A 13,625-nucleotide genomic window follows, 5' to 3' on the forward strand; every position below is an offset into this window, starting at 1 on the left:
CGGGCCCCTCGCAATCAGGTCGCAGTAATCAGGTCGCACTCTGCGCCGCCCCGAACCCGAGAGCGGCTACAAGGACATCTTCTCCACTTCCAGGTACTCCTTCGCGATGCGCCCCACCGGGTCCTGCGCGTAATACCCCTGCAGGCGTCCTCCGTTCAGAGAGTTGTCGAGAGCCGCCATGATCATCGACTGGTCGAGCACGAGCCGGCGATGGCCGACCGACCCGGTGGAAGGCGAGACCGCGTCATAGAACCCGCCGTCCTTCGAATACACCCCGGGATAGAGCCGCTGCAGCGCCTTGATGTTCTGATACGCCCGCTGCGGCGCCACCGTCAGCGCCAGGAAGCTCGCGTGCGGCGTCACCGCTGACTCGGGCGACGGCGTGCACGTGGGGCACGGCCCCTGCGCCAACTGCTGCCCGGTCGGGAACGCGAGCCCCTGCGCGCCGTACGCGCTGTAGCCCCCGCTGTCGTCCGGCGTCGACGACGGCGACATTCCCCACACGGGATACCCAAGCTGAGAGGCATACGCCTGCTGCACCTGCACGGTCCGCTGGTCGGCGAGCCCGAAGCCCCGCGGCCCCCACGACGTCTCCGGCACGACCTGCAAGGCCATCAGCGCCTCGAACATCCCGCCGTTGTAAGTGGGCAGGAACTTCAGCCCCGTGCCGGGGTACGTGTAGTGCCCCTCCCATACCCTGAACGGCTTGCCGCTCTGAGGGTCTCTGATCGTCGTCCAGTACCCCTGCGGCGTGCCCTGCCCCTGCCACGAGAAGTCCGGGTCCGTCGCGCATTGCTGCGGCGGCAGCGTGCGCCAGGTGCGCCACCACACATCGCCGGGCATCTGGTGCAGCCCCATGCCGACGTACATCGCGATGCGCGGATCGCTGTACAGCGCGCCGTTGTGGTACCCGGCGGGGCCCGTGCCGACGTAGTACCCGCCGTACATCTGCCCCGTCGGCTGGCTGTCGATCGCCGCGTTCACGTTGCAGGCCGTCTGCGCCCGATTGTCGTAGAAGATCGAGAAGTCCATCGGGGCGATCAGCGCGTTCGCGAGCGGACGCAGCTCGGGGAACGCGTTGCGCACGACGATCAAGCCGCTCGCGTACCACCCGTTGTCGACCGCCGACAGGAACGAGCAGTTGTCGGTCGCGGCGGTCGGGTCATCGGCGCAGCTCTGCGTCGTTCCCGGATTCGGGATGACGAGCCCGGTTCCCGTGTCGTACCACTGGTACAGGAATCCGTAGCTGCGCTTGAGCTTCGCGACCTCGCCGAGCGTCGCACTGATCTCGCGCGTCGCCTCGTGCCGGTCGATGATCTTCAGGTCGTAGGCCGAGGTCACCGCCCACAGATACGTGCCGACGTTCGCCGCCGAGGTGTAGGTGCCGCGGGCGTCGCCCGGCCCGACATTGTCGAGCGGCAGATGCGTCACCGGGTCGACGTCGGTCTGGAAGAAGCGCCACGTGTCGCGCGCCATCGAGAGCAGGTCGGCGCGCTGCGCGCCGCTGAGACCCGGGGATGCCTGAGCCGTCGATGGCCCCGCAGCCGAGGCCTGTGCGCCGGCGGGCGCGATGATGCCGCCGGTCAGCAGCGCCCCGCCGGCGACCACCGCCGCGGCCAGACGCGTCATGGAGCTGTTCATGGTTCTCCTCACTCGTCGCTGAGCGATGCAGGTGCGGTGCGCGGCAAATGTATGCGCATTCATTTCGGCCCGCAAGGGGCATGGAGAAGGCGATCGAATGCCGGGGCGAGCTCAGAGCGTCGGCGGGCAGCTCTCGCGCAGCAGCACCTCGACCGAGAGCGTGAGGTGCTGCGGCGGCGCCGTCGGGTCGGCGATGCGCGCCTCGAGCGCGCGGATCGCGGCCCCGCCCAGCGCGCGCATCGGCTGCCGCACGGTCGTGATCGGGGGCGAGGCGTAGCCACCGGCCTCGATGCCGTCGAAGCCGGTGACCAGGATGTCCTCCGGCACCCGCAGCCCCGCGGCGTGGATCGCGTCGAGGGCACCGAGCGCGCTCTGGTCGTTGGCGCACAGCAGCGCTCGCGGCACCCGCTCGGCGAGGAGCTCGGCCGCGACCGCGGCGGCGCGCGCCCGGCCGAAGTCGCCGTGCCGCATGCGCAAGCGGCGGCGGTCGACGCCATGTGCGGCGAGCGCCTCGGCAAAGCCGTGGCGGCGCACGGCGTCGTCGGGGGAGTCCTTCGGCCCCGCAAGGTACGCCAGGTCGCGAATGCCCAGCACCCCCACGACGTGCTCGACGACCGCGCGCATGCCTCGGGCGTTGTCGACGCTGACGGAGTCGATCTCGGGGGCGGCCTGCTCATCGGCGATCAGCACGACCGGCATCCGTCTCGCGACCTGCCCGATCGCCTCCTCTGACATCGCGCGGCCGAAGACGGCGAGCCCGTCGACGCGCCCCGAGATGTCCTGTCGCTGGCCGCGCCGCACCGCGACGAGCAGGGCCGAGCCGTGCCGCCAGGCCTCGACCTCCGCCCCCCGCAGCACCTCGTCGAAGTACAGGGGCGCGCCGCCGACGGGGCTGCGGCTGCCGCGGTCGTCGGTGATGCGCACCGCGCCGTCCGAGGGCACCGGTTCCACGGCATCCTCGATGTCATCGAAACCGGGCAGCAGCAGGCCGTACGCTCCGGTGCGGCGGTCGGCGAGGGCGCGAGCGGATGCCGAGGGAACGTAGCCGAGCCTCTGAATCGCCTCTTCGACCCGCTCCCGGGTCGCCGGCGTCACGGAATCGGGGCTGCGGATCGCGCGCGAGACCGTCGCGATGGAGACGCCCGCCGAGCCGGCCACGTCGTAGACCGTCGGGGCCGCGCCGACTTTGCGCTTCGCCATCGCCGAGATCCTTCCTCACAGCGCCGGGGGCTTGCCGTCGCAATTGTAAGCGCATACACTGCCGATCTGAAAGCGCATACATTGAGTGCGACATTCCAGACATTCCAGTCAGAGCGGACAGGAAGGAAGCCCGTGATGGGAACCAAGACGAGGGCCAGGCTCTTCAAAGCCGGTCTCGCGGTCATCACCGCGGCGGCGACGATCGCGGTGGTGAGCGGCTGCACCGTGCAGACCAAGGCGTCGACGAATTCGACATCGGGCGCGAGCGGATCCCTGCTGCTCGGCGCCGACAACGGCACCCCGACGTTCACACGGAACTTCAATCCGTTCTCGCCCTCGACGCGCATCGGTGCGCACTACATGTACGAGCCGCTGCAGGTCGTCAACTCGATCGACGGCACGACGACGCCGTTCCTCGCGACCGGCGACAAATTCAGCGACCCGAAGACCGTGGACTACACGATCCGCAGCGGGGTGAAGTGGTCTGACGGCACGGCGTTCACGCCGGACGACGTCGTCTTCACCTTCGACCTGATCAAGAAGAACCCGTCGCTCGACACCCTCGGCGAGTGGCAGCACATCGACTCGATCTCGAGCTCGGGCAACACCGTCACCTTCCACCTGAAGAGCCCCGATGTTCCGGCCGCGACCGTGATCGACCAGCAGATCATCGTCCCGAAGCACATCTGGAGCTCGGTCAAGAACCCGCTGACCTGGACCAACGACAACCCGGTCGTGACCGGTCCCTATGTGCTCGGCAAGTTCGCCCCGAACGAGTACACGCTGACCAAGAACAAGAACTACTGGCAGGCCGACAAGGTCGCCGCCAAGACCCTCGTGCTGCCGGCGTCGAACACGCAGGTCGACATCGTGCACAAGGGCTATGACTGGGCGTACTCCTACATCTCCGACGTGAAGGGCACCTTCGTCGCCGCCGACAAGCAGCACAACACCTACTGGTTCCCGCCGGGCGGCACCATCGCGCTCTACCCGAACCTGACCAAGGCGCCGTTCAACAACCTCGACTTCCGTCAGGGCCTCAGCTACGCGCTCGACCGCGACAAGATCGCCGACGATGCCGAGCAGGGCTATGTGAAGGCAGCGGGCCAGACCGGCCTGCTGCTGCCGAACCAGGAGAGCTGGCTGGACACGTCGATCCCCGACAAGGGCGCGATCAAGCAGGACACCACGAAGGCGCTCGCCGCGTTCGAGAAGGCGGGGTACACGCAGAAGGGCGGCAAGATCGTCGACGCGAGCGGCAAGCAGCTCAGCCTCACGATCACCTCGCCGAACGGGTACACCGACTGGCTGCGGGGTCTGCAGGCGCTGCAGAGCCAGCTCAAGGCCATCGGCATCGAGGTCACGCTGAACCAGCCGCAGCCCGCTGCTTACACGCAGGCGCTCAACGCGGGCAACTTCGATCTGGCGCTCGGCTCCTACGGCGGCACCGGAAGCACCTTCCAGGACTTCAACAACCTGCTGAACAGCTCCTTCGCGACCCCGATCGGCACGGCGACCTCGGCCAACTTCGAGCGCTTCACGGACGCCAAGACCGACCAGCTGCTCACGCAGCTGAGGTCGGCGACGACGACGGATGCCCAGAAGCAGATCGTCGACCAGCTGCAGCAGACCGTTTATGACCAGCTGCCCGCGATCGGTCTCTTCTATGGCGGCCTGTGGGGTCTGTTCAGCACGAAGAACTTCACGAACTGGCCGTCGGCGTCGAATCCGTACGCTCCGCCCAGCACGTGGACCGAGACCGCGCTGCTGATCCTGACCAACATCAAGGCGGCGTCGTAGACCCGTGCGCTATCTCCTGGGCAAGATCGCCCTCTTCGTCGTCACGCTGTGGGCGGCGGTGACGATCAACTTCCTGCTGCCCCGCATGATGCCGGGCTCGCCGGCCGATGCTGCGATCGCGAAGCTGTCGCAGAACGGCCCGGTGACCCCGGCCATGCGGGCGGCCGTCGAGGCACAGCTCGGTGTGCCGCACGGCTCGCTGATCACCCAGTACGGGCAGTACCTCGGCCAGATCGCGCGCCTCGACTTCGGCATCTCGTACAGCTACTTCCCGCAGAAGGTCTCCGCCCTCGTCTCGGGCGCGCTGCCCTGGACGCTGGTGCTCGTCGGCACCGTCACGATCATCGCGTTCGTGATCGGCACGGCGCTCGGCGCGCTCGCCGCGTGGCGGCGCGGCAGCTGGGTCGACACCTTCGCCACGGCGGGCAGCCAGTTCGCCTCGGCGTTCCCGTACTTCTGGACCGCCCTGCTGCTGCTCTTCTTCCTCGGCTACGTCGCGGCGTGGTTCCCGACCTCGGGGGCGTACGGCGCGGCATCCACCCCGAATCTCAGTCTCGGCTTCGTCGGCGAGGCGATCAGCCATGCCGCCCTGCCGGCGCTGACGATCCTGATCACCTCCCTCGGCGGCTGGATCATCGGCATGCGCAACACCATGGTCAATACCCTCGGCGAGGACTACGTCACCTTCGCCGAGGCAAACGGGCTGCGCTCGCGCACGGTGGCGCTGCGATACGCCGCGCGCAACGCGATCCTGCCCAACCTGACCTCGTTCGGGCTCGTGCTCGGGGGTGTCGTCGGCGGCTCGCTGCTCGTCGAGACGGTCTTCCAGTACCCGGGCGTCGGGCTGCTGCTGTTCCACGCCGTCACCAACCAGGACTACCCGCTGATGCAGGCGCTGTTCCTCATGATCACGGTGAGCGTGCTCGTTGCGAACTTCATCGTGGACGTGCTCTACGGCGTGCTCGACCCGAGGACCCGACGATGAACCGCAACATCTCACCGCTGCGCGTGCTCGGCCGCGGCATCGCGACCATCTGGTCGGTGCCGCGCGCCCGGATCGGGGTGATCGGATTCCTCTTCTTCGTCGCCCTCGCCATCTTCGCGCCCCTCATCGCGCCCTACGATGCACACGACTCGAGCTTCGGCCGCAGCCTGAACGGCAGCGCCGCCCACCTGCTCGGCACGACGGCGAGCGGGCAGGACGTGCTCAGCCAGCTGATCTTCGGCGCGCGCGTCTCCGTCTTCGTCGCGCTCGTGGCCGGCATCCTCTCGACGATCATCGCGGTGGCCGTCGGGCTCAGCTGGGGCTATGTGCGCACCTTCTGGGGGGAGGGCGTGGGATTCATCGTCAACCTCTTCCTCGTCATCCCGTCGCTGCCCCTCATGATCGTGATCGCCGCGTATCTGCAGAACGGCGGCATCGGCGTGATCGTGCTCGTCGTGGTCGTGACCGGCTGGGCGTGGGGCGCCCGCGTGCTGCGCTCGCAGACCCAGGCGCTGCGCTCGCGCGACTTCGTCACCGCCGCGCAGTTCAGCGGCGAGAGCGCGAGCCGCATCGTCTTCCACGAGATCATGCCGAACATGACGTCGCTCATCGCGTCGAGCTTCTTCGGCGCGGCGACGGCGGCGATCCTCGCCGAGGCGGGCCTCGAGTTCCTCGGCCTCGGCGATTCCACCACCGTCAGCTGGGGCACCATGCTCTTCTGGGCGCAGAACAGCAATGTGCTGCTGACCGGCCAGTGGATCCTGCTGTTCGCGCCCGGCCTCATGATCGCCCTGTTCGCGACCTCGCTCGCGTTCATCAACTTCGGCGTCGACGGGCTGAGCAATCCGCGCCTGCGGGAAGGGGGCACGCGATGAGCCTGCTCAAGGTCGAAGACCTCTCGATCGTCTACGAGTCCGCGGGCCGCGAGCCCGTGCGCGCCGTCGAAGGCGTCAGCTTCGAGCTGGAGCAGGGCGAGTTCGTCGGGCTCGTGGGGGAGTCGGGCTCCGGCAAGTCGACGCTGGGCTTCGCACTCACGCGCCTCAGCCCGCCTGCGGCGCGCATCGAGCGCGGCCGCATCGTCTTCGACGGCGTCGACATCAGCACGCTCTCGCGCGAGGAGCTGCGCCGGCAGCGCCAGGGCGGCTTGGCGATGGTGCTGCAGGCCGGCATGAACGCGCTCAACCCGGTGCGCACGGTCCGCAACCACTTCCTCGACATCTTCCGCGCCCACGGTCATGTGCCGCCGCATGCGCGGGAGGCCAGGGCGCGCGAGCTGGCCGCCAAGGTCGAGCTGCCCGCCGAGGTTCTCGACCGCTACCCGGGCGAGCTCTCGGGCGGCATGCGGCAGCGCGTCTCGATCGCCCTGGCGCTCTCGCTCGAGCCGAAGCTCATGGTCTTCGACGAGCCGACCACGGCGCTCGACGTGCTGGTGCAGCACGCGGTCATGAACACGATCCGCGCACTGCAGGCATCCGAGCGCTTCACCGCCATCCTCATCAGCCACGACCTCGGCGTGGTGCTCGAGGCGACCGCGCGCGTGCTCGTCATGCACGACGGGCGCATCGTCGAGGACGCCGCGAGCGCCGACATCCTGCGCAACCCCCAAGACGACTACACGCGCATGCTGCTCTCGCACTACGCCGACCCGCGCGCGCAGACCGTGAGCGTTCCCGGCCTGACCGCGCGTGAGGGCGAGCGCACAACGACAGCGAAGACGGGCGGTGAGACGGATGCCGGCGCCGAGGCTCCCGTCGTGCGCGCCCGCCCCGGCCGGGCCGTGCGCGAGGCCATTGTCGTCGATGCGGTGAGCAAGAGCTACGGCCGCGCCCGCCCCGGTGACCGGCCCGCCGTCGACGACGTGTCGTTCACGCTCGAGCCCGGCGCCGCCCTCGCCCTCGTGGGCCAGAGCGGCAGCGGGAAGTCGACGATCGCGAAGCTCATCACCGGCGTCGAGAAGCCGACGGCGGGAAGCATCCGTTTCGGCGATCTCGACGTGGGGCGCGCGAACCGGCGCAGCCTGCGCCGGCTGCGCCGCGACGTGCAGATGGTCTTCCAGGACCCGTATGCCGCGCTGAACCCGCTGCACACCGTCGAGTACACGCTGAGCCGGCCGATCGTGAACTACTCTGAGCGCCGCGGCGACGCCGTGCGCGAGCGGGTCTTCGAGCTGCTCGAGACGGTCGGGCTCGCACCCGCGGCGCTGTACGCGAATAAGCTTCCGCACCAGCTCTCCGGCGGTCAGCGGCAGCGCGTCGTGATTGCGCGGGCGCTCGCGAGCGACCCGCAGGTGATCATCGCCGACGAGCCCGTCTCGATGCTCGATGTCTCGCTGCGCGCCGGCGTGCTGGCGCTGCTCGACGAGCTGCGGGTCACCTGGGGCGTCAGCCTGCTGTACATCACGCACGACCTGCTGAGCGCCCGTCTCATCACCGACCGGATCATGGTGCTGCACGAGGGGCGGGTCGTCGAGCGCGGCGGCACCGCCGAGGTGCTGCGCAACCCGACCGATAGCTACACGCGCGATCTCCTGGCGGCGGTGCCCCAGCCGGGGCGCGCACTCGAGCAGGGCTGACGAAAGGACTGACGAAGGCATGACCCGTACCTTCCCCGACGGATTCATCTGGGGCGCGGCCTCGGCCGCCCATCAGATCGAGGGCAACAACGTCAACTCGGACTGGTGGGAGCTCGAGCACCGGCCCGAGACCACGGTCGCCGAGCCGAGCGGCGATGCATGCGACAGCTACCACCGCTACCCGGAGGACATCCGGATCGTCTCCGAGCTGGGCCTCGACATGTACCGCTTCTCCCTCGAGTGGGCGCGCATCGAGCCCGAGCGGGGCTTCGTCTCACGCGCCGAGCTCGACCACTACCGGCGCATGATCGACACCGCGCGCGATCACGGGGTCACCCCGATGGTGACGCTGCACCACTTCACCGTGCCGCGCTGGTTCGCGCACGCGGGCGGCTGGCGCGCCGCCGACGCGGTCGAGCGGTTCACGCGCTTCACTGAGGCGGCGGCGGGCATCCTCGATGACGTCGAGTGGGTCGGCACGATCAACGAGCCGAACATGGTCGCGATCACCTCCGGGGCGGATGCCGGCGACGCGGCCGGCTCGCAGTGGCAGTCGACCCACGGCCTGCCGCACCCGAGCCGACACGTCTCGGAGACGCTCGCCGCGGCGCACAGGGCGGCGCGCGCGGTGCTGTCGGGGCTCGGTCATGTGCGCTCGGGATGGACCGTCGCGACCCAGGCCGTGCAGGCCGCGCCGGGCGAGCCGGGGGCCGAGGAGCAGGCGCACGCCTACAGCTACCCGCGCGACGCGTGGTTCCTCGAGCAGGCGGTCGGCGACGACTGGGTCGGGGTGCAGGCCTACACCCGCACGATCGTGGGGCCCGAGGGGCCGCGCCCGGTGGCCGACGGCGTCGAGCGCACGCTCACCGGCTGGGAGTACTACCCGCCCGCGCTCGCCGAGGGGGTGCGCCTTGCGCAGAAGTACGCGCCCGGCGTTCCGGTGTTCGTCACCGAGAACGGGCTCGCGACGGGGGACGACGCCCGGCGGCGCGACTATGTGCGGGGCGCGCTCGAAGGGCTGCACGACACGATGCAGGAAGGCGCGGAGGTGCTCGGCTACCTCTACTGGAGCCTGCTCGACAACTACGAGTGGGGGTCGTTCGCGCCCACCTTCGGCCTCGTCGGGGTCGACCACGAGACCTTCGCGCGCGACGTACGCGACAGCGCCCGGTGGCTCGGACGGGTCGCGCAGGCGAACGGATTCGTGGAGTGAGGCGCTGGCGGCGGCGCTAGGTGTTGCTTCGACGTGCCTGGAAGATGGTCGTCACCAGTGCGAGGAGGAGCACGCCGCCGGCGACCCACCACGCCAGCGGGTAGTAGGGGGCCAGGCTCACGGCGAGCGTGCAGTTGAGCCCCGCCGTCCCCGTCGGGATCGGGGCGGAAGCGCATCGCGCCGCCTTTCCCGTTCCGTAGATGGCAAGCACGAGGACAACGGCGCCGAAAAGCCACAGTTGGGCGATGTTCTTGATCGTCGCCTCGCGCGCTCGGCCTCGCCCTTTGCTCGTCGTCCTGAGCGCTCGCGCACGCGACGGCGAACCTGTGCGGTGCGATGTCTGCGCTGACGGTGCTCGTCGGGCGCCGCGAGCGCGCGCGGGCGCGGTGCGTGGGGGCGTGACGGACGCGCGGGCGACGAGCCGTTCGAATCGTTGCATGACGCGGTACGTGTCCGCGGCGTGCGGGTCGACGTGCCAGGTCTCGGGCTCTTCGGCGGCGAGCTTGATCAGCTCGATCTTTGCGGGGCTGAGCTGCTGAGGGTATGCACGCAGCCACGCGACCAGATGTGATGCGTTCACGACCTCCACCGGGCGTTCCCGAGGCGACCGCCGGTCGGTGAGGGATCGGGCGTTCAGCACCGCGATCACGGGTATCACGGGCACAGGGAAGCCGACCTTGCCGGACAGCCGGCGAGCGACATCGGCCGCGTCATTCCGCCCGACCTTCAGGTGTGGAGTATTGCCGTTGTTGACGCGCAGCACGTGATCGCCAACCCATACGGATGCTCCGGCGTGATGCTTGGTGTTGATCGCGAACACGCCGCCAGGCCCGATCACCAGGTGATCAACGTCCTTCGTGTCGGCGCCGATGGGAACCGAGTGACGCACGAACCACTCGGGTTCGAGCTCAGCGAGCATCTTCCCGACTTCGATCTCCCCAAGTGCCCCCTGATACCAAGGCCAGGCCTCAGGGTGAAGCCGCACCTGGGTGGCGGTCTTCAACGAGGGGTCTGCGGCCTCGGCCTGCGATTGCACGTGCAGGCACTTCAGCGCGACCGCGTATCCGGCGGCTCGCGAAGAGAGAGCGTTGATCCCGGCGAAGTCCACGCGCTGCGCACGGACGCCTGACGCTTCAGACTCTGCTTCCCCCATGGCCACGACGCTACGGATCAAGAGCGTCCGGCTCTCACCCCAGAGGTGGGGAGCAAGGTCTGTTGCATCAAGCAACACTTTGGCGGAGGATGGGGGATTCGAACCCCCGAGGGCTTTCACCCAACACGCTTTCCAAGCGTGCGCCATAGGCCACTAGGCGAATCCTCCGGGCGTCGCGCCGAGGCGCAACCCGAGAAGTCTACCGGACAGAAGTTGGGGGTTCAGTCTCGACGGAGAGGGGTCTCGATACACCCCGCCGCGCCGGGCTACTCGACCAGCGGATGCGCCGCGTCCTCCGTACGGAGACTACGCCGCAGGCATCCGTATCTCGCCCTCATCGTGCTCCCGTACAATGGAGACCGGCTCCCCGCGTGGCGCCATCCAGGCCAACTCCCCCAGGGCGGAAACGCAGCAAGGGTAACCGGGCTCTGGCGGGTGCGCGGGGGGTCTTTTTCGTTAGCACATCGAAGTCCCGGCCAGGGCAGGAAAAGGCCTAGCGTCGCGCAACCCTGCCTCCATAGGCTGGCCCTTGGAACCGTCATCAGACGGAAGGTCTCAAGGGAGGATTCTCGATGTCGACTGACGTTGCGACCGAAACGGCTTGGAAGCGCCGCGATGAGACTCCGGTCTCTGACGAGACGATCCGGCTGATCGACACCTACTGGCGCGCGGCGAACTATCTGAGCGTCGGCCAGATCTACCTGCTCGACAATCCGCTGCTGCGCACTCCGCTCGCGGTCGATGACATCAAGCCCCGCCTGCTCGGCCACTGGGGCACGACCCCCGGGCTCAACTTCATGTACGCCCACATGAATCGCGCGATCCAAGAGCGCGACCTCAACACCATCTACATCATCGGCCCCGGCCACGGCGGCCCCGGCCTCGTGGCATCCGCCTACCTCGACGGCACCTATTCCGAGGTGTACCACGACATCGAGCAGGACGAGGCGGGCGTCCGCCGGCTGTTTCGGCAGTTCTCGTTCCCCGGCGGGATCCCGAGCCATGTGGCGCCCGAGACGCCCGGCTCGATCCACGAGGGCGGCGAGCTCGGCTATGCGCTGAGCCACGCCTACGGCGCCGCCTTCGACAACCCCGATCTGCTCGTCATGGCGGTCGTCGGCGACGGCGAGGCCGAGACCGGCCCGCTCGCCACCAGCTGGCACTCGAACAAGTGGCTCGACCCTGTGCAGGACGGCGTCGTGCTGCCGATCCTGCACCTGAACGGCTACAAGATCGCGAATCCGACGGTGCTCGATCGGATTCCCCAGGACGAGCTGCTCGACCTCTTCAAGGGCTACGGCTACCACCCCTATCTCGTGGAGGGCGGATTCGACGGCGAGGACCCCATCGCCGTGCACAAGCGCTACGCGGCGGTGCTCGACGAGGTGCTCAACGAGATCGCCGACATCAAGGAGCGCGCCGCGAACGGCTCGCTCGAGGGGCGCGCCAAGTGGCCCATGATCATCCTGCGCACGCCCAAAGGCTGGACCTGCCCGCCCGTCATCGACGGCGTGCAGGTCGAGAACACCTGGCGCGCGCACCAGGTTCCGCTCGCGAATGCCCGCGACACGCCTGAGCACACCGCGCTGCTCGAGGGGTGGCTGAAGTCGTACAAGCCCGAGGAGCTGTTCGACGAGAACGGCGCCCCCGTTCCCGACGCCGTGGCGATCGCCCCCAAGGGCGACCGGCGGATGTCCGCCAACCCGATCGCCAACGGCGGGCTCGTTCGCAAGGACCTGCGCCTGCGCGACTGGCGCGAGTTCGGCGTCGACGTGCCGTCCCCAGGCGCGACGAGCAGCGAGGCGACCCGCGTGCTCGGCGAGTGGCTCGCCACGGTCATCGAGGACAACCCGGAGAACTTCCGCATCTTCGGGCCTGACGAGACGGCATCCAATCGCCTCGCTCCTCCCGTCTACTCCGCGACGGACAAGCAGTTCGCCGGCGAGATCTGGCCCATCGACGTCAACATGGCCCCGACGGGGCGCGTGATGGAGGTGCTCAGCGAGCACCAGTGCGAGGGTTGGCTCGAGGGCTACCTGCTCACCGGCCGGCACGGCCTGTTCACCTCATACGAGGCGTTCATCCACATCGTCGACTCGATGTTCAACCAGCACGCCAAGTGGCTGAAGGTGACCCGCGAGATCCCGTGGCGCCGCTCGATCTCGTCGCTGAACTATCTGCTGTCGAGCCATGTCTGGCGGCAGGACCACAACGGCTTCTCGCACCAGGACCCGGGCTTCATCGACCACGTCGTCAACAAGTCGGCCGACGTCGTGCGCGTCTACCTGCCCTTCGACGCGAACACGCTGCTGTCGACCTACGACCACTGCCTGCGCTCGGTCGACTACGTCAACGTGGTCGTCGCCGGCAAGCAGCCGCAGCCCAACCTGCTCACAGTCGACGAGGCGGTGCGGCACATGACGCGCGGGCTCGGCATCTTCGAGTGGGCCGGCTCCGAGAAGCCGGGCGAGGAGCCCGACGTGGTGCTCGCGGCGGCGGGGGACATCCCGACGCTCGAGGTGCTCGCGGCATCCGAGATCCTGCAGAAGTACATCCCCGAGCTCAAGGTGCGCGTCGTCAACGTCGTCGACCTGATGAAGCTGCAGCCCGAGGACGAGCACCCGCACGGCCTGTCCGACCGCGACTACGACGCGATCTTCACGACCGACAAGCCGGTGATCTTCGCGTATCACGGCTACCCCTGGCTCATCCACCGCCTCACCTACCGCCGCAACGGGCATGGCACGCTGCACGTGCGCGGCTACAAGGAAGAGGGCACGACGACCACGCCGTTCGACATGGTCATGCGCAACGATCTCGACCGGTACCACCTCGTGATCGACGCCATCGACCGCGTTCCCGGGCTGGCCGAGCGCTACGCGGGCCTGCGGCAGGAGATGGTGGATGCCCGCCTCAACGCCCGCCTGTACGCGTACCAGAACGGCGAGGACATCCCCGAGGTCGCGAAGTGGGCCTGGAAGGGCGGCTCCGAGGCGAACATCAACGACACCGGCGGGGACAACGACTGAGGCTGGGCGGCGGCTAAGACTGTGTCGCTAGC

At 68.7% G+C, this 13,625-nt stretch carries 9 protein-coding genes, 1 tRNA gene and 1 other RNA gene; 7 read left to right on the top strand and 4 right to left on the bottom strand.

Going from position 1 to position 13,625, the window contains the following annotated elements:
* Window positions 1-66: 66 nt before the first annotated feature.
* Window positions 67-1,641 (bottom strand): glucoamylase family protein, encoded by a 1,575-nt coding sequence (locus ABD708_RS09535; protein ID WP_344753749.1) that lies wholly within the window; start codon window positions 1,639-1,641, stop codon window positions 67-69.
* Between the two features lie 111 nt (window positions 1,642-1,752).
* Window positions 1,753-2,841, bottom strand: a complete 1,089-nt coding sequence (locus ABD708_RS09540) for a LacI family DNA-binding transcriptional regulator (protein WP_344753751.1) — start codon at window positions 2,839-2,841, stop codon at window positions 1,753-1,755.
* Window positions 2,842-2,976: 135 nt separating this feature from the next.
* Here ABD708_RS09540 and ABD708_RS09545 point away from each other — a divergent pair, with 135 nt between their 5' ends.
* The 5 genes from ABD708_RS09545 to ABD708_RS09565 are packed head-to-tail and all read left to right on the top strand — an operon-like array spanning window position 2,977 to window position 9,411.
* Entirely contained in the window at window positions 2,977-4,641 is a 1,665-nt protein-coding gene (locus tag ABD708_RS09545) for an ABC transporter substrate-binding protein (protein ID WP_344753753.1), read from the top strand.
* A gap of 4 nt (window positions 4,642-4,645) precedes the next feature.
* A complete protein-coding gene (locus ABD708_RS09550) occupies window positions 4,646-5,626 on the top strand; it encodes an ABC transporter permease (RefSeq protein ID WP_344753755.1) in 981 nt (326 codons plus the stop codon).
* Entirely contained in the window at window positions 5,623-6,501 is an 879-nt protein-coding gene (locus tag ABD708_RS09555; protein WP_344753757.1) for an ABC transporter permease, read from the top strand. Before ABD708_RS09550 ends, ABD708_RS09555 begins: the two co-directional genes overlap by 4 nt.
* Entirely contained in the window at window positions 6,498-8,198 is a 1,701-nt protein-coding gene (locus tag ABD708_RS09560; RefSeq protein ID WP_344753759.1) for an ABC transporter ATP-binding protein, read from the top strand. Before ABD708_RS09555 ends, ABD708_RS09560 begins: the two co-directional genes overlap by 4 nt.
* A gap of 19 nt (window positions 8,199-8,217) precedes the next feature.
* Window positions 8,218-9,411, top strand: coding sequence for a glycoside hydrolase family 1 protein (locus tag ABD708_RS09565; protein ID WP_344753761.1), 1,194 nt, complete (start codon window positions 8,218-8,220; stop codon window positions 9,409-9,411).
* A gap of 16 nt (window positions 9,412-9,427) precedes the next feature.
* Here the strand turns inward: ABD708_RS09565 and ABD708_RS09570 are convergent, their stop codons facing one another.
* Window positions 9,428-10,684, bottom strand: a complete 1,257-nt coding sequence (locus ABD708_RS09570; protein WP_344753763.1) for a nuclease-related domain-containing protein — start codon at window positions 10,682-10,684, stop codon at window positions 9,428-9,430.
* A tRNA-Ser gene (locus ABD708_RS09575) sits at window positions 10,645-10,732 on the bottom strand. Before ABD708_RS09575 ends, ABD708_RS09570 begins: the two co-directional genes overlap by 40 nt.
* A 190-nt stretch (window positions 10,733-10,922) precedes the next feature.
* Between ABD708_RS09575 and ffs the strand changes: the two genes are divergently transcribed.
* Together ffs and ABD708_RS09585 are read left to right on the top strand one after the other, a co-directional pair.
* Window positions 10,923-11,019: signal recognition particle sRNA small type (gene ffs / locus ABD708_RS09580), an RNA gene on the top strand.
* Between the two features lie 117 nt (window positions 11,020-11,136).
* On the top strand, window positions 11,137-13,593 hold the full coding sequence (locus tag ABD708_RS09585; RefSeq protein ID WP_344753765.1) for a phosphoketolase family protein: 2,457 nt from the start codon (window positions 11,137-11,139) through the stop codon (window positions 13,591-13,593).
* Window positions 13,594-13,625 lie beyond the last annotated feature (32 nt).

This window comes from Gryllotalpicola koreensis (assembly GCF_039538185.1).
Lineage (GTDB): Bacteria > Actinomycetota > Actinomycetes > Actinomycetales > Microbacteriaceae > Gryllotalpicola > Gryllotalpicola koreensis.

Bases quoted from the DNA above. Each gene is read 5' to 3' on its own strand.
- ABD708_RS09535 (WP_344753749.1), bottom strand. From the start codon at position 1,641: ATGAACAGCTCCATGACGCGTCTGGCCGCGGCGGTGGTCGCCGGCGGG.
- ABD708_RS09540 (WP_344753751.1), bottom strand. From the start codon at position 2,841: ATGGCGAAGCGCAAAGTCGGCGCGGCCCCGACGGTCTACGACGTGGCC.
- ABD708_RS09545 (WP_344753753.1), top strand. From the start codon at position 2,977: ATGGGAACCAAGACGAGGGCCAGGCTCTTCAAAGCCGGTCTCGCGGTC.
- ABD708_RS09555 (WP_344753757.1), top strand. From the start codon at position 5,623: ATGAACCGCAACATCTCACCGCTGCGCGTGCTCGGCCGCGGCATCGCG.
- ABD708_RS09560 (WP_344753759.1), top strand. From the start codon at position 6,498: ATGAGCCTGCTCAAGGTCGAAGACCTCTCGATCGTCTACGAGTCCGCG.
- ABD708_RS09565 (WP_344753761.1), top strand. From the start codon at position 8,218: ATGACCCGTACCTTCCCCGACGGATTCATCTGGGGCGCGGCCTCGGCC.
- ABD708_RS09585 (WP_344753765.1), top strand. From the start codon at position 11,137: ATGTCGACTGACGTTGCGACCGAAACGGCTTGGAAGCGCCGCGATGAG.